This is a genomic window from Stenotrophomonas indicatrix, assembly GCA_041545745.1.
Classification (GTDB): Bacteria; Pseudomonadota; Gammaproteobacteria; order Xanthomonadales; family Xanthomonadaceae; genus Stenotrophomonas; species Stenotrophomonas indicatrix_A.
This window is the reverse complement of sequence record CP168152.1, coordinates 4062030-4077117: the sequence shown is the minus strand read 5'-3', so window position 1 is coordinate 4077117 and position 15088 is coordinate 4062030. Positions and strand designations below refer to the sequence as shown.

The following is a 15088-nucleotide window of genomic DNA, read 5'->3' as shown; positions in this document are numbered from 1 at the left end:
GGGCCTCACCCTCGTTGGCGCCGCAAAAGCTCGACGCTTTTTCTGAACTTCATACGCCAATCTGGACAGCACGTGGTGTCGAGATTGGCAATTCTTCAAATTTGGTAGGCGTCAAATCACCATCGCCGGTGTTGCCCGACATGTCCAAGTGATGCGTGAAGAGCGTTACAAGCTCGGGTTCGTGCAGGGTCACCACCAAAATTGCCGTCTTGGTTCGATCAATAATGACCTTCATGATTCTCGATTTGGCAGCACTCTCTAAGCCTGACAGTGGCTCATCAAAGACGTAGATCGCCGCTTTTTTGCTTAGCGCCAGAAGGACGCCCAATCTGCGCTTTTCGCCATCAGACCAACCTTGGGGGCATTCATCAAACCGACCTGGATCAAGCCCAAGCTCGCTCGCCAGCTCCCTGATTTCTTGAATAGCCTCGTCACCCAACAGGTCGAGCTTTAACAAACGCGAGATGGATAGAACGGGGAAGGCTGGCGGGCTGACTACCAGTGACATTGGACCTGGAACCTGCAAATGTCCAACTTGATCGCTGCTTGGGCAACTTAAGGCATTGAGAAAAGTCGTCTTTCCTGCGCCATTAGCACCCGTTACAACCAATCTTTGGCTCGGTGCAAGATCAACGGTCAATTGCCGTGTTGTGCCGTCGTATCGCCCAGTTACTAGGCCTCGCACCCTCAATTCCGAGTACTCATTGCCACTCGCGGTCGATAGCCAGCGGCCCGGGGTGCGCCCACAGAACCGTTCGTATCTGCGGATGCGACCATAATGCACTGCCACCATGGGCATGCGTTCGGCCATGTCGCGTACTGAGTTCAGTAGTCGCCAGTATGCTGCGGTCAGCCCAAAGTAGGATCCAATACTCAGATCTTTCTGTATCACAACAAATGCCACGGCAGCGAAAATAAGTACCTCTACGGCCGACATCGACATCCGAGCGTTTCGATTGACACGCGCGCGACCTGCCAACATCTCGCGGTTCTCCCAGCGGTACTTTGAGAAGCTCCTACTAACGCCTCTGCGTACTCGCCCCAAGAGCCTGAAAGGCACGAACAGAGCCATTGACGCCAGGGTTTGCGTAAGCTCCGAGGTCGCCTCTGCTTTGCGTCTTTCAACTCGTATTGACGCGCCATGCGCACGATTGGCGTCGCGCATGACAACGACTATGACCACCGGAAGCAAGAGCAGCAACGGCAAGATGGCGTAGATAGATACGAAAGCGCAGAAGACCACGGAGAAGCAGAACGTCAGCACTATTCCAAACATCTCGAGCGCGAAGGTTGCGGTGCCCGATAGTTGTGCTGGCTCATTCATAACGCGACTGACGAGATCACCTCCCTGCGAGCCCCGCCTAGGCGGATGGGCGTAAAGCGAAGACATGGCGCGATCCATCAGCAGTGCGGATAGCACCCTGTCCACATCCGCCCTTAGTAGCACTGTGCGCCATCCCAGCCAGTACATTCCGATATACAAGGCGAAGGCCGTGAGGACCGCCGCCAGGAACATCTCGATGTTCCGGGCGACGAGCTGGTCAATCATGAACCTTTGAATGAATGGATCTGCAAAGGACCAGGAGAAGGTAACGAGGGAGTGAAGTACGAACACCCAGACTAGCGCGTGCCGAGCAGTCCGCATGTTTCTAAAGGGAAAAGCGAAACAGTAGCTGGCAGTCCGCATAAGGCGACCGAACGATCCAGCCTTCATCCCACCGCTCTCCCACTGAAAAGCTCAGCTGACGGAAGTGCGAAGTCCATCAGCGGGCGACTGCCGCCCAGTGCGGCCCTTCGAAGCGCCACGCCCACGCCGGCACTGCCGGTAGCAAAATCGCAGCTCAGTCGCATGGCAAAGTTGCCAGGAAACGCAATACCTTCCGGTGTCCGCCTTGAGTAGAGACCGATACCCTCTACAAGCTGCTCTTGATAGAACGCCGCCTCGGTAAGATCGGCCAGTTGAACAAGATCAGTCTGGAACTCAAGGCAACCGGCCAATCCGTCAAATTGCCCAACGCACACAGAGAGCTTTGAGAAGGCTGAGCTTGCCACGGATTTGGCAAGTTCGACAAAGTAAGGCTCGTCAAGTTGCATTCCCACACGAAGCAGAACAGCACCGACGCCGCCTGCGCCATGAGACCAATAGGGCATTAGCCGCGTGTCATCCGCATGAGGAGTCCATTGGAGGCCTCCTCTCTTGTCCAAGAGTCCATTTGAAATGACGAACTTCAAGGCGTCCTTAGCCAGGACTGCCGCCTCTTCACACTTTTCACTCACCGCGTATTGCGCAAGGAAGAAGGCAATTCCCGCACCACCACGAGCATAGCCAAAGTAGGAATTTTTCTTGGCATCGTTAGACGGCCATCTGGCACCCGTGGCGTCATGAATCGCTGTCTGTTGGAGGTAGCGGAAGCTCCCCATGGCGCAGACTTTCGCCTTCTCAGACCCGGTCAGCCTATGCAGACTGAGCATTCCGACGCCCACGCCAGCCTCACCGGTCGCGATATCAGCGCCGCGGTAACGGAACGCGCTCTCCGCAATCTTCTCTACTGCTCTCTCTGTGGCGATGTAGTCACCGCGCATTGCCGCAAAAGCACTAATGCCCGAAAGTCCCGTGTAGAGCCCGATATCATCAGTGCATTCGACCAGCTTTGCTGACCGTAGCACTCGGTCGACTCGGTCGGGAGTACCGCGCTTCATCTGATCAAGGAAGGCCACGACGCCCGTTGCTCCGTGGGCGAGGTTCCACATATTTGAGGCGTAAAGGCCAGGATCAGCGGGCCAGAACTCTGTCCTGGATGACTCTCGATATGTCTCAGAAATGAAGTCCGCAACCTCATTCAGGTCGACAGCCCCTCTCGACTTCAACGGATCTCGCTTCGTCGAGCTAAGTTCGGACAGGCGACGTTGAGGAGGTGGCAGCTCAATGAAGTCTTGGAGCCGTTGCAGGAACGTTAGAGCCGAGTCTGGGTCGCCGTTGAGCAATGCAGTGATAACATCAATGACAAGGTGCGGAAGTCCAGTTGTATCAACAAGATACTGTGCCAACTCCAAATCACTGAGGCTCTCTTCATCCCCCTCAGCGATCGTCAGGCCCTCAAGAGCGATCACCGAGCTCATCACACATTTGCCCAGTGCATACCAGTCATCAAGTGGGCTGACCTCAGTTCGAGACATCCGATCAGAGCGACCATAACCCCGCGTTGCCCAGTACGTGTTCCAAGCAGATTCCTGGTCACCGAGAGACGCAGACTCAACATCGATGATTCGAATGGTGAAGTCGTCGGGGTTTACCATGATGTTGTTGGGCGAAAGGTCGCCCAGCACAACGCCGCTCCTGTGCACCCTTCTAAGCATCTCCACCGCATTGCGGACGATCTGAGGAAGCACCTGCAAGAAGCTCTCTACACGACACCAGCCCTTAACGAATGGTCCCAAAAAGATATCTTCTCGAGCGAAGTATGACTGCCAAGTAGGGCAATCAATTAGCTCCTGCGCAAGAAAGAGATGCTCCCACTCTTGAAACAGCTGGATTGGCCTTGGAGCGCACCCCAAGTCTTCGAGCCGACACAGTATTTCGTATTCACGCGTTAACGCCTGCTGCGCGTCCGCGCGCCCCTTTGCGCCTCCTGATCGGAGACCACAGCGTGGGCGCGCTTCTTTCAGGACCACCATCTGTCCGTCATGCCGATCCTTCGCCTTGTACACCCCTCCGCTATTGGAAAAGTGCAAGGCTGACTCGACCTCAAAGCGTCCCTGCAAAGCGGGATCATTTGACTCATTATGAGCGGGCACGGCGTGCTGACCTTCGAATGGATCGGATACCCACGGGGGTAGATAGAACGATGGGTCACGTCGATCCTCGACCAGTTCGCCATCAGGACGTCGGATGAGATGCTTGGCTCGACCGTCCTCTGTGCTACCCACAATGCTGCGCAAACCGCCGTACCGATAGAAAACTACATCAGATCCAGGGACGCGTCGGTCGGTAAGGATGTAGGGCCCATTGAACCCGTGCATTGCGCTTGCCAAGGCTTCAGCAAGGCGCTTGAAATGTGAGTCGTCGACGGGATAGACCGTGACGAATTTGCCGGACGCGGTCCTCGGAAAGTTCTTTGAGTTGGTCAGCTCGACTAGGAAGTCATCGGCAACGATCTTGAATGAAGCTCCCATCTGGACGAGCACTTCGAGAACCTTGTCGACTTGCTCGGCGATACGCTCGTAGTCGGGCGCAACGTGAAGCTTGAAGCCCTGATCAGGAAATGCATCGCCTGGTGCGATGGCTTGAAGCCAGTATGAGGAACGGAACAGCTGCCAGTCCCCTGGCAGCGCAGCTCGTACTCGACTTTGCCAGTCGTCTTTGTGCTTGTACGCATCGATAGGCTCGAAGAAGCGCGATTGGACAAGACTATGCTCGAAGTAGCTCATTTTCGTTCCTTGAAAAACGCATTGATCAGCACTCCATTGCTCAAGCTAGGTGTGCGTGGTCGAGCGACGAATAGAAACCATATCGTCGCAAAACGTCAAGTGGAAATTTCTCAGCGTAGATGACCGCAGGGCTGCAAATGGGCGTAAACACAGCAGGAGACAACACTTTTTGTTGTGTGTGTTGAGGAAAAAATGCGCATTCGGAAGTTGCTACTAGACATCGCTCAATGCCAAGATCAGTTGAGACGATGTTCGCTGGTTCGATCATCAGCTCGGATACGCTTGCGAGCGCTCACCACCTCGCGAGTTGCAGACGAGCTACGTCGTTGTAGCTTTGTGATGTACACCACGCTTTAATGAGTGCCATTTGTCTTAACGCACTGGTATGGTCTACCTCCATAGACCGCAGATCGACGTCATGTCCTCCGCCTCTACGCTTAGCATTCGGGGGCACGATGAAAACGTTGGATCCCATGTGTGACACGAGCAAATGGCTCTTGTGGGGCTGATGATGAATCACGCATTTGCCAGTGGACATGGCGCATGGGGCATTCACTTGAATAGGGGCGAGACGATCTAGGATGGTCGAGTACGACGAAGAAATTAGGCTCAAGATTCACAGGCTGCAGCGACGCCAGTTGTATCTTGCTGCCGCCATCGTTGTCGCAACGTTTGCAATCGTGCTGACTCGCCCTTCGGTGGAGCGAGACAAACATGCCGATTTGGACGTGCTGGATGTTCAACGCATCAACATCCGCGAGCCAGATGGGACAATCCGCCTCAGCCTGTCCAATCGCACAAAGTTCCCTGGCGCCATCGTGCGCAACGAAGAGCATGCCCACCCACGTGATGTTGCAGGCATGCTGTTCTTCAACGACGAAGGAACCGAAAGCGGCGGATTGATCTATAGTGGTGCCGAAGGATCTTTGGGGAAACCATCGAGCGGGTTGAGCTTGACATTTGACCGTTACCAACAGGACCAGCAGGTGCAGTTGCTGGGTGTGGACGAAGAAGGCAGGCATTACGGGGGCCTCTCCTTCAACGATGTGGCTGATGGCCTCAAAAGACCAATCTTCTCCGCGGTCGATGAATCGCTTCATCGGCAAGGGCAGGCTGCAATCACGCGTCGAGTCTTCTTGGGAAAGTCTGAAAAGCAAGACTCTGTCCTTGAACTTCTCGATGCCAAGGGCAACGTTCGTCTCGAGCTGGTCGTCCAACCAAATGGAGAGGCGTTGATGCGGTTCCTTGATGAGCAAGGAAAGCCCACGCGTGAGCTGACTGGCCGATGATCCGGTGGACCGGCCAGACTTCCGTAGACATTCATGAGCCGCTTTGCGCGTAGCGCCGTTCAAACTCTACAGGGGCCAGGTTGCCAGCGGAACCGTGGCGTCGGATTGGGTTGTAAAACATCTCGATGTAATTGAATACATCCGAGCGCGCCTCGTCCCGGGTCGGGTAGATTCGTCGCTTGATCCGCTCCTTCTTCAGTGCACTGAAAAAGCTCTCAGCCACCGCGTTGTCATGGCAGTTTCCACGCCGAATCATGCTTGGAACCATGCCATGCTGCTTCAGCAACGATAGCCAGTCGCTGCTCGTGAACTGGCTGCCTTGGTCAGAGTGGATGATCAGGCCCGCAGCAGGCTTTCGCTTCCACACCGCCGATACCAGTGCCTGTAGCACAAGGTCGGTGGTCATCTGGGACTGCATCGCCCAGCCAACCACTTGCCGTGAGTAAAGGTCGACGATCACTGCCAGGAATATCCAGCCCTCGTAGGTTCGGATGTATGTGATGTCGGTGACCCACACCTTGTTTGGTGCAGCGGGCGAGAAGTCGCGATTGACGACGTTTTCAACCATCCCAGGCGGACCGCCTCGATGGCGCGGCTTGGTGCCGTAGCCAATTTCTGCCCTTATTCCCTCTGCCTTCATCAGACGTCGAACATGATGGCGGCTGCAACGTTCACCGGCCTCACGAAGTTCCCGGGTGATCTTGCGGTATTGCTTCCGGAGATCTCCGCGCATGGCGTAGAGCTACAGGTTCTGGAACACCGCCAGCTGCGCTGCGAACGCGCGCTGGTACGCCGGCCGCGCGGTCGCGCGGTCAACGTAGGCCGCAAGGCTTGGATACTCGCCGACGATGCCGCTGCTGTGCAGCCGCAGCAGTACCGACACCATCAACAGGTCGCCGGCGCTGAAGTCTCCGTCCAGCCACGGCGCATCGCCCAGTCGCGCGGACAACTCACACAGTCGCCTGCGTACGCGCTCGTCCAGCATCACCAGACGTTGCGCATACCAAGGCTGCTCCCGTTCCAGCACCCAGGCCATGGAGCGTTCGACGATCGGCGGCTCGACGGTGTTCAGTGCGGCGAACATCCAGGTGATCGCACGCATGCGCGCGATCGCATCGGCGGGCAGCAAGCCGGGGTGCTGTTCGGCCAGGTGCAGGACAATCGCGCCTGATTCAAACAGCACCAGGTCTTCATCCTCGTAAGTAGGAATCTGCCCGAAGGGATGCCGTGCCAGGTGTGCCGGTCGCTTCATTTCCTCGAAAGAGAGCAGATGGACGCCGTACGCCACGCCCAGTTCTTCCAGCGCCCAGCGTACGCGCATGTCGCGGGCCAGGCCTTGGCCACGGTCCGGTGAATGCTTGAATGCGGTCAGGATCGGGGTCATCGGGATCTCCATCGCGGTTGGGCGCCACCATCGGCCGGCCCTCCTTCCATCGACGTGCGAGGAGCCCTGGAATCGACACAGGTGCTTTCTGGTCACGCAGGCCATGGCCGGCAGGATGAATGGTTCACGTGGCGCGGTTCGCACAGGGTGCGCGGTGACGCGATACTGCCCTTCTGCACACCTTGGGGAAGTACGTGAGCACGTCCAGATTGCCGCGGATCGTTGGGTTCGACGTGCCTCGGCTTCGCCAGCAGGTGGATGCGACTGCCGATGAAGCAATCACTGCGCTGCTGGACCAGGCGCCCGATGGGCAGTGGACTGACCGCTTCCTGCAGCACTGCGCGACGCTGGCGTCGCAGCTTTCATTGGCGGAAGTGAAGGTGGAGGGCACCCGCATCGCCTTCCATGGCTCCATCGCCGATGCGCGCGCCCTGGCCGATGCGGTCATTGCGCTGGTGAACCGCTTGAACGATCAGCTGATGCAGGAAGGCAACCAGCTCGCCGGCGAGGAGTGATCTGCCGGCAAGGGCGTGTCAGCCCGCTTGCGGAACCAATGCCGGCCCGGACAGGCGCGCCCAGCAACCCATCGCCATTTCAGCCGACCCCGGGTGGCCACGCAGGCTGGTGCGCAGTGCGAGCCGTGACTGCAGATCAGTGAGCCACGCCGTGCGCGTGCCGTGTGGGTTGCGGACGTAGATGTCGCACGCCAGGCGGATCACTGGCGCAACCTCGTGGCGGAAGTTGATGGCGGGCAGATCGCCCGTCTGGAATGCGGCCTGCCAGTGCTGCAGCTCGCGTTCGACGTCAACGAAGTCCTTGTTGGTGGTGCGTTCCATGAGACTTCTCCTGTTTGAACACCACCGTATACCTCTGCGTGTCAGTACCCCGTGTGCACCAGCGGCTGTTCATGGTGGCTGTTCATTATTCGCGTGATCCGATGCAGCTGCGTAACTGGCCGAAGCACACAGTGGCGTGGCAGCAGATCGCTGCGGTGGAGCAAGACATGAACAACAACACGCAAGGCCAGACCTACCGCAAAAACGCCTCGACCGATACCAGGCAGGTTGCCCAGCAGGGGCAGACCGATGGCAACGAACTGGGGGGAGAGCAGAAGCAGGATGGCAAGCCAGGCCAGCAGGAACAGCAGCAGGATGGGCAACCGAGCGTCCCGCAGAAGTCCGGACAGGAACAGAAGAGCGAGCCGGGCCGTGACGCCCGTCGCTGAGCAGTAAGCAAAGAAGAGGCCGCACATTCTGCGGCTTTCCTCTGTCCAACCATCCAACGTTCTGGAAGAGCGCTGATGCCATCCCATGCCCGTGCGGTAAGCCTGATGACGAAGATCATGTACCAGTGCCGACCGGCAAGGACGACGACGATGGCGCGATGCCGCGCCTGCCAGGCACCCAGTCCGGGTGGCATGGAGTGTGCCCGTTGCCTCACCGAGGAACTGGGCGGCGTGATCGGCAACCGCGGCGCTGCTGCGCGCTGGCTCGATTCGTTCCTGAAGGTGCAGCAGGACGAGGCGTTCGTCTTCGTCTGCGCGAAACGGATCGAGGAGACCGCACTGGCGGGTCGCAGTATGGAGTGACATTGCGCAGGCGTATGCTCGAGTTCCGATGGGAGCGAGCGTCATGTCTTTTCAGATCAACCTCTATGACAGGGACGGACGCGGGCTTCGCCTTCCCGATGGATGGTGGATCGACCTGCACACGGATCCTCCCGCGCTGGTCAATGGCGCCGTCCGCATCGATCTGCCGGTGTCCACGCGCAATGAGCATCCCGATCTGCAACCGGACGTCCTGAACCATCTCCGCCGCCGCATTGAAGGTGCGCAATGGCTAACCTGACCTACCATCCGCCGCTGGGCGTGCGCTGGCTGACGTTCCGCCTGCGCAACGGTCAGTCCATCGGCCCGGAGAAGCTGCGGGCCGTGTGGTCCGATGCCGCCGAGACCAACAATTGTTCGGTCCGCCGCGAGCACGTGGAAGGCGCCGGCTTCGTCTATGCGCTGTACGCACCGAGCGGGCTCTGCGTTCCGCGCCGCGCGGAACTGCGCATGCGCCTGTTGCTGGAAGAAGCGGGCTACGCGTTCTCGATGGGCGTGCTTACCGGTAGTCATCCTGCCTACGGTTGAGCGCACGGTGATCTGATCGGCCCCGAGGTTGCTAGACTGCGCGCCCCGCGCGTCGCCGCAATCACGGAAGATTCCCCATGCCCATTCCCAGGCTGTCTGCTCTCCCTGTTTTCATGGCGCTTGCTGTCTGCGCGCCGAGCGCACACGCCGACGAACAGGACAGCGCGTCGACCATCGCGTTCAAATCGATCAGCCCGGTGCTGAATGCCCTGATCAATGCCGACGATGCGCAGGAGCTGATGGAGAGGGCCGAGGAAGACGACGCCACGCTGCTGCAGTCGCTGGCGCTCTATCTGGCGGCAACCCGCGAAGACCCCATGCTGGCACAGGCGCCGTACCATGCAGCGGCATTGTTCGCTCGTCGCGGTGACGACGCGCTTGCCGAGCGCTATCTGCGTGAAGCCGATGAGCGTGGCATGTGGTTCGCGCCCGCGCTGGCCGACAACGATGATTTCGAGCACCTGCGCGGAACGCCGTTCTTCAAGCAGGTGCTGGCCAACACGCAGGCCCGCTACGCGCAGGTGTCGGCCGGAAAGGTGGGCGCCAGCTCGGTGCTGCAACCTTCCAAGGGTGTTGCGATGCCGGCCTGTGCGCCGGTACTGGTATGGCTGCACGGCTACGGCATCAACGGACACCTGGACAGCAGCAAGCAGCCGCTGGCCGATGCCGGTGTGGTGCTGCTGGGCATCAACGGTACGGAGATGCGCGAGTCGTTCCACAGCTTCAGCTGGACCGGCCCCTATGAAGGCACGCACAAGGTCGTTCAGAAGGGGGTGGAGCAGCTGGCCGCGCGCCAGTGCATCGACCGCAAGCAGGTCTACCTGATGGGCTTCTCGCAGGGCTCGCAGCATGCGGGCGCATTGCTGGCGCAGCACCCGGATGACTACGCCGGTGCATTGCTGGTGTCGCCGGGCGGTTGGCGCCAGCCGGTGCCTGCGCAGAGCAGCGCACACGGCAAGCGGGTGTTTGTCATCAACGGCGAACAGGAAGGGCCGGCCAACCAGAAGATGAGCGCGGACTTCCGCGCGCTGTTCAGGGAGGGCAACGAAGTACGTTCGCGTACGCATGGCGGTGGCCATTTCTATCCGGACGACTGGAAGACCTCGTTCCCGCAGGCCATTCGTTGGATGATGGGCAAGGACGGCTGAGTCAGGGAGCAACAATGGGTCTGCGTGGAAACCGGCTTGAACGGCTGCATGCCCAGCGTGCTGCGCTGCAAGCCGAGATCAATCTCGAAGCGGCCCGACTTGCTGCCAGGCAGCTGCCTGCGGAGCAGTTCGCGGAGGCGCTGATGCCGCTGTCGCTGCGCTTGCAGGCAATTGACCAGCAGATACTGCGGACAGCACCTGCGCGGGAGCTGATGAAGCGCCTGCGCGAGGTGGAGCGGCAGTTGTCCGCCCCACGGCAGCGCGGGGCGAGTGAACGTCGCGCGCTGGAAGCGGAGTTGCGCGATCTACGCCTGCACTTCAGCAACCCGCGTCGTCGCCCGCTGACAGTCAAGGTTGTGCTGATCCTGTCGGTGGCTGTTGCGGCAGCATTGTTTCTGCCAAAGGCCATCGTGGCGCTGCTTGCGCCCTGACTGAGTGAGCGGCCGCCTGCCGAAGCGGGCAACGTGCCCACTGCTTCCCAAAAGGCAACGCCGCGAGCCCGCCTGCGGGTCTACTGCGCACTGCCTGCGTTGCCTACGCTGATCCCACACGGCCCCTTGCCGTGCTCCGGGTCCACGACAGCTCGTGGATCCCGTCTTCAATCGAACCAGCGGCGCTGTGCTGCAGGGCATTGCTGCCCGGCAACGCCATGCCCTGCGTCGTGCGAAGGCGTACCCCGGAACTGTCCGCCGGCCCTGCTTCACTGCCCGCCAGCCAACCTTCGTGGAGATCGCCTCATGTTCAGCCTGGAAAACACCACTACCCCTGCCGCGCCCGCGCTCGACGAGCTTGTTCCCTCGCGTTACGCCCTGAAAGTCGGTGATATCGATGTGCTGGTGGTCAGTGACGGCGTGCTGCCGCTACCGACGCAGATGCTTGGTCACAACGTGCCGGCGTCCGAGCGTGCCGAATGGTTCGACGAGATGTACCTGCCACAGGATGCGTTCGACTGGGCGTTGAACGTGATGGTGGTGCACAGCGGTGAGCGCACCATCCTGATCGACGCCGGCCTGGGCATGGACCCGGACCTGCAGCTGCCACGCGCCGGCCAGTTGATCCGCCGCCTCGGCGCCGCTGGCATCGACCTGGGCGAGATCACCGATGTGGTGATCACCCACATGCACATGGACCACATCGGTGGCCTGCTGGTGGACGGGGTGAAAGCGCAGCTGCGACCGGACCTGAAGATCCACGTCGCGGCGTCGGAAGTGGCGTTCTGGAAGTCGCCCGACTTCACCCGCACCAACATGCCACAGGGGTTCCCGGAGGCGCTTCGCGCAACGGCCACGCATTTCTGGGCCGAGTACGGCAACTTCGTGCACACCTTCGAGGATGAGCACGAGATCGCACCGGGTGTGGTCGCGCGCCGCACTGGTGGCCACACGCCGGGCCACTGCGTGGTGCGCGTTGCCTCGGAGGGCCAGGCGCTGACGTTCGCTGGTGATGCCGTGTTCGCCGTCGGTTTCGATCAACCGAACTGGCACAACGGCTTCGAGCACGACCCGGAGGAAGCGGCGCGGGTGCGCATTGAGCTGCTGGACGCGCTGGCCGGTACCGGCGAGATGCTGGTGGCCACGCATCTGCCGTTCCCGTCGGTGGGCCGCGTGTCCCGCGAGGGCGAGGCGTTCCGCTGGGTGCCGGTGTTCTGGGATTTTTGATCAAGTTTTCTGGACTTCACGTCACCAATGGTCCCGGACAGGGGCGCACAGTAGCCCCTGTCGAAACCCACCCCATCCGCTGGAGGTCCACCATGAACACCGTTACCCGCACGCTCGCTGCAACTGCCCTGGCCCTGTCGATGCAGGCGGGCCTGTCGGCCCAGGCCGCCGCGCCGGCACGCCCTTCCGCACCCAGCGCTGTCGCGCGCACCGCCAGCACCATCACCACCGCCGATGGTGTGCAGCTGTACTACAAGGACTGGGGCCCGAAGAACGGGCCGGTGGTGACCTTCAGCCATGGCTGGCCACTGGATTCGGACAGCTGGGAATCGCAGATGATGTTCCTGGCGGACCACGGTTACCGGGTGGTCGCACACGACCGCCGTGGCCACGGTCGTTCCAGCCAGCCCTGGGATGGCAACGACATGGATCACTACGCCGATGACCTGGCCACGGTGATCAATACGCTGGATCTGAAGGACGTCACGCTGGTGGGCTTCTCCACCGGCGGCGGCGAAGTGGCGCGCTACATCGGTCGCCATGGCACGGGACGGGTGAAGAAGGCCGTGCTGATCAGTTCGGTGCCGCCGTTCATGCTGAAAACCGCAGACAACCCCGGTGGCGTTCCGATCGAAGTGTTCGACGGCATCCGCAAGGCGCAGCTGGAGAACCGTTCGCAGCTGTACAGGGACATTCCGTCCGGTCCGTTCTATGGATTCAACCGACCGGGCGCGAAGGTCAACCAGGCGATGGTCGATGCATGGTGGGCGCAGGGCATGCTGGGTGGGCAGAAGAACACCTACGACTCGATCGCGGCGTTCTCGGCGACCGACTTCCGCGGTGACCTGGAAAAGTTCGATGTGCCGACCCTGGTGATCCACGGCGACGACGATCAGATCGTGCCGATCGACGTGGCGGGACGGATGTCCGCCAAGCTGATCAAGGGCGCCAGGCTGATCGTCTACCCGGGTGCGCCGCATGGTCTGACCGAGACCCACAAGGACAAGGTCAACCAGGACCTGCTGGCCTTCCTGCAGCAGAAGTAACCACAAGGGCAGCCGTCAGGCAGCACGGAGAATCAGTAGAGCCACGCCATGCGTGGCTTTTGCCGTGCATGAGAGCAACCGCATCCATGCATGGCGTGGATCTACTGGATCGAGGTTGGCTGGTTCAGACCCTGCAGCTTGTGTGGGTTGCGCTGCACCAGGATCTGCACGATCTGCTCGCCGTTGGTATCGAAGGCCATTGCTGATTCCAGCACGCCGTCGAAGTAACGCAGCAGCCCCAGTCGTCCATTGATCATGCTCGGCACCATCCGCAGCTGGTCCTTGCGCCGCAGGTGCGGGGCATACAACAGCTGCGCGATGCGTGCGCCGCCGACCATCGGTTTCGGGAAGCTGGTGACGATGCCGCCGCCATCGCCGATCAGCACGGCCGATTCGGCCATCAGGGTTTTCATCGTCCTGAAGTCGCCATTGGCGATGGCCTCGGCGAAACGCCGCATCAGTTTCTGGTGCACGTCCTGCGGCACGTTGTAACGCGGGCGTTCCTGCCGCAGCTGCAGACGTGCGCGGTGCACGATCTGCCGGCAGGCGGCTTCGGTCTTTTCCAGCGTGCGTGCCACCACGTCGTAATCCTGGTCGAACACATCGTGCAGCAGGAACGCGGCACGCGCGTCCGGTGCCAGCCGCTCCAGCACGTTGAGGAAGGCCACCGACAGGTCGCTGGCCGTTTCCAGCATGTACTCGGGTGTGCCCGTTTCATCGGTGAGCAGCGGCTCGGGCAGCCACATGCCGACATAGCGCTCGCGCGTGCGCCGGGCCAGGCGCAGGCCATCAATGGCGCGGCGGGTGGTGGTGGCCACCAGCCAGGCTTCGGCGTTCTCGATGCCCTGCTGGTTGGCGCCATGCCAGCGTAGCCAGACATCCTGCACCACGTCCTCGGCCTCATGCGAGGAGCCAAGCATGCGGTAGGCCACGCCGAACAGGCGCGGGCGTAGTCGGGTGAACAGGGCAGTGGGGTCGTCCATGCCAGCAGAGACGGGACAGGTCCGCCGATTGTGACATCGGCGGACCTGGGATGGGGGCTGGTATTGCCCCGGACCGGTGGCGGTCAGCGTGGTGGCAGTACCGCTGGCTTGCCGATGTCCTTGATCAGGAACACGACGAATGTCGCCGGTTCGGTCTGGCTGGCATTACGGCCGACGGTGTGCAGATCGTCCGGACCTTCATGGAAGGCCTCCCCGGGGCCGAGCGTAACCTCGCGGCCACCGGCCACGCCCATCACGATGCGGCCCTGCAGCACATAGACGAAGCCGTGGGCGTCGTGCCGGTGCACGGGATCGGCGCCGCCGGGTGGGTACTGCACCGTCAGGATCAGTGCTTCCTTGCCCGGCTGTTCCGGCAACGGACGGGTCATGACCTCGCGCACGATGGGCTCGGGTGCGGTGGGCGGCGGTGTGGCGGCGATGCTGGTCAACGGCAGCAGGGCCAGCAGGGCGAGGGAACAGAGAGAACGCATGGCAGGTCTCCAGCGGGGACGTATGCAGTCGAAGTCAGGCCAGACCGGCCTTGTCCAGGCCAAAGGCCTGGTCCAGCGAGCCGGGTTGCGTACGGAAGGCGACGTTGGCGCGGTTCCAGGCATTGATCGCCATCACCGCGTAGGTCAGATCGACGATTTCCTGTTCGGACAGCTGCCCGCGTACTCGCTCATACACGTCGTCCGCAACACCTTGCGCAGGCAGGTGGGTGAGTACGTCGGTCCATGCCAGGCAGGCACGTTCGCGCGCGCTGAACAGGTTCGATTCGCGCCACGCCGCGACGTGGTGCAGGCGCAGTGCGCGCTCGCCGCGGATCGTCGCTTCCTTCACATGCATGTCCAGGCAGAACCCGCAGCCGTTGAGCTGCGAGGCGCGGATGTTGACCAGGTCGATGATGGGCGCTTCGATCGAACTGTTGTGCACGGCATGGGAGAAGGTGCCGAGCTTCCTGAAGAGTTCGGGCGACTGTGCGGCGTAGTCCAGGCGTTGGCTCATGACGGTGTTCCGA

Annotated in this window: 17 protein-coding genes and 1 pseudogene; 10 read left to right on the top strand and 8 right to left on the bottom strand. The window is 60.8% G+C overall.

The annotated features are described in order from the left end of the window. Nucleotides 1-49 precede the first annotated feature (49 nt). Together ACEF39_RS18560 and lanKC are read right to left on the bottom strand one after the other, a co-directional pair. Complete coding sequence (locus ACEF39_RS18560) at nucleotides 50-1549, bottom strand: ATP-binding cassette domain-containing protein (protein ID WP_500286134.1); 1500 nt, start codon at nucleotides 1547-1549, stop codon at nucleotides 50-52. A gap of 161 nt (nucleotides 1550-1710) precedes the next feature. Next, the gene (gene lanKC, locus ACEF39_RS18555; RefSeq protein ID WP_500286133.1) at nucleotides 1711-4428 is read right to left on the bottom strand and encodes a class III lanthionine synthetase LanKC; all 2718 of its coding nucleotides are present in this window, start codon (nucleotides 4426-4428) and stop codon (nucleotides 1711-1713) included. Nucleotides 4429-5009: 581 nt separating this feature from the next. Between lanKC and ACEF39_RS18550 the strand changes: the two genes are divergently transcribed. Further along, a complete protein-coding gene (locus tag ACEF39_RS18550; protein ID WP_500286132.1) occupies nucleotides 5010-5717 on the top strand; it encodes a hypothetical protein in 708 nt (235 codons plus the stop codon). Between the two features lie 31 nt (nucleotides 5718-5748). Here the strand turns inward: ACEF39_RS18550 and ACEF39_RS18545 are convergent. Together ACEF39_RS18545 and ACEF39_RS18540 are read right to left on the bottom strand one after the other, a co-directional pair. Further along, nucleotides 5749-6426 (bottom strand): annotated as a pseudogene (locus ACEF39_RS18545) (IS3 family transposase); the annotation flags it as partial. Nucleotides 6427-6459: 33 nt separating this feature from the next. Further along, a complete protein-coding gene (locus ACEF39_RS18540) occupies nucleotides 6460-7101 on the bottom strand; it encodes a glutathione S-transferase family protein (protein ID WP_500286131.1) in 642 nt (213 codons plus the stop codon). A gap of 194 nt (nucleotides 7102-7295) precedes the next feature. Here ACEF39_RS18540 and ACEF39_RS18535 point away from each other — a divergent pair, with 194 nt between their 5' ends. Then, complete coding sequence (locus ACEF39_RS18535) at nucleotides 7296-7616, top strand: hypothetical protein (protein ID WP_500286130.1); 321 nt, start codon at nucleotides 7296-7298, stop codon at nucleotides 7614-7616. 18 nt (nucleotides 7617-7634) lie between these two features. Here the strand turns inward: ACEF39_RS18535 and ACEF39_RS18530 are convergent, their stop codons facing one another. Further along, nucleotides 7635-7937: a hypothetical protein gene (locus ACEF39_RS18530; protein ID WP_487813520.1), complete on the bottom strand. Its 303-nt coding sequence runs from the start codon at nucleotides 7935-7937 to the stop codon at nucleotides 7635-7637. 167 nt (nucleotides 7938-8104) lie between these two features. Between ACEF39_RS18530 and ACEF39_RS18525 the strand changes: the two genes are divergently transcribed. The 8 genes from ACEF39_RS18525 (at nucleotide 8105) to ACEF39_RS18490 (ending at nucleotide 13087) form a co-directional block, all read left to right on the top strand. Next, nucleotides 8105-8326 carry a hypothetical protein gene (locus ACEF39_RS18525; RefSeq protein WP_500286129.1) on the top strand — a complete coding sequence of 74 codons (222 nt, stop codon included), beginning with the start codon at nucleotides 8105-8107 and terminating at the stop codon, nucleotides 8324-8326. 105 nt (nucleotides 8327-8431) lie between these two features. After that, nucleotides 8432-8689, top strand: a complete 258-nt coding sequence (locus ACEF39_RS18520) for a hypothetical protein (RefSeq protein WP_500286128.1) — start codon at nucleotides 8432-8434, stop codon at nucleotides 8687-8689. Nucleotides 8690-8732: 43 nt separating this feature from the next. Continuing rightward, nucleotides 8733-8948: a hypothetical protein gene (locus ACEF39_RS18515; protein ID WP_500286127.1), complete on the top strand. Its 216-nt coding sequence runs from the start codon at nucleotides 8733-8735 to the stop codon at nucleotides 8946-8948. Then, nucleotides 8936-9235, top strand: coding sequence for a hypothetical protein (locus ACEF39_RS18510; protein WP_025879032.1), 300 nt, complete (start codon nucleotides 8936-8938; stop codon nucleotides 9233-9235). Before ACEF39_RS18515 ends, ACEF39_RS18510 begins: the two co-directional genes overlap by 13 nt. A gap of 77 nt (nucleotides 9236-9312) precedes the next feature. Then, nucleotides 9313-10383 (top strand): alpha/beta hydrolase, encoded by a 1071-nt coding sequence (locus ACEF39_RS18505; RefSeq protein WP_500286126.1) that lies wholly within the window; start codon nucleotides 9313-9315, stop codon nucleotides 10381-10383. A gap of 14 nt (nucleotides 10384-10397) precedes the next feature. Further along, nucleotides 10398-10814 carry a hypothetical protein gene (locus ACEF39_RS18500; protein ID WP_500286125.1) on the top strand — a complete coding sequence of 139 codons (417 nt, stop codon included), beginning with the start codon at nucleotides 10398-10400 and terminating at the stop codon, nucleotides 10812-10814. A 306-nt stretch (nucleotides 10815-11120) separates the two neighbouring features. Next, complete coding sequence (locus ACEF39_RS18495) at nucleotides 11121-12041, top strand: MBL fold metallo-hydrolase (RefSeq protein ID WP_500286124.1); 921 nt, start codon at nucleotides 11121-11123, stop codon at nucleotides 12039-12041. Nucleotides 12042-12133: 92 nt separating this feature from the next. Further along, nucleotides 12134-13087: an alpha/beta fold hydrolase gene (locus tag ACEF39_RS18490; protein ID WP_500286123.1), complete on the top strand. Its 954-nt coding sequence runs from the start codon at nucleotides 12134-12136 to the stop codon at nucleotides 13085-13087. A 101-nt stretch (nucleotides 13088-13188) separates the two neighbouring features. Here ACEF39_RS18490 and ACEF39_RS18485 read toward each other — a convergent pair whose 3' ends face one another. From ACEF39_RS18485 to ACEF39_RS18475, 3 genes are all read right to left on the bottom strand, one after another. Next, nucleotides 13189-14070, bottom strand: a complete 882-nt coding sequence (locus ACEF39_RS18485; RefSeq protein WP_500286122.1) for an RNA polymerase sigma-70 factor — start codon at nucleotides 14068-14070, stop codon at nucleotides 13189-13191. A gap of 83 nt (nucleotides 14071-14153) precedes the next feature. Then, nucleotides 14154-14561: a cupin domain-containing protein gene (locus tag ACEF39_RS18480; protein ID WP_049466772.1), complete on the bottom strand. Its 408-nt coding sequence runs from the start codon at nucleotides 14559-14561 to the stop codon at nucleotides 14154-14156. 34 nt (nucleotides 14562-14595) lie between these two features. Then, on the bottom strand, nucleotides 14596-15075 hold the full coding sequence (locus ACEF39_RS18475) for a carboxymuconolactone decarboxylase family protein (RefSeq protein WP_500286121.1): 480 nt from the start codon (nucleotides 15073-15075) through the stop codon (nucleotides 14596-14598). Between the last annotated feature and the right edge of the window lie 13 nt (nucleotides 15076-15088).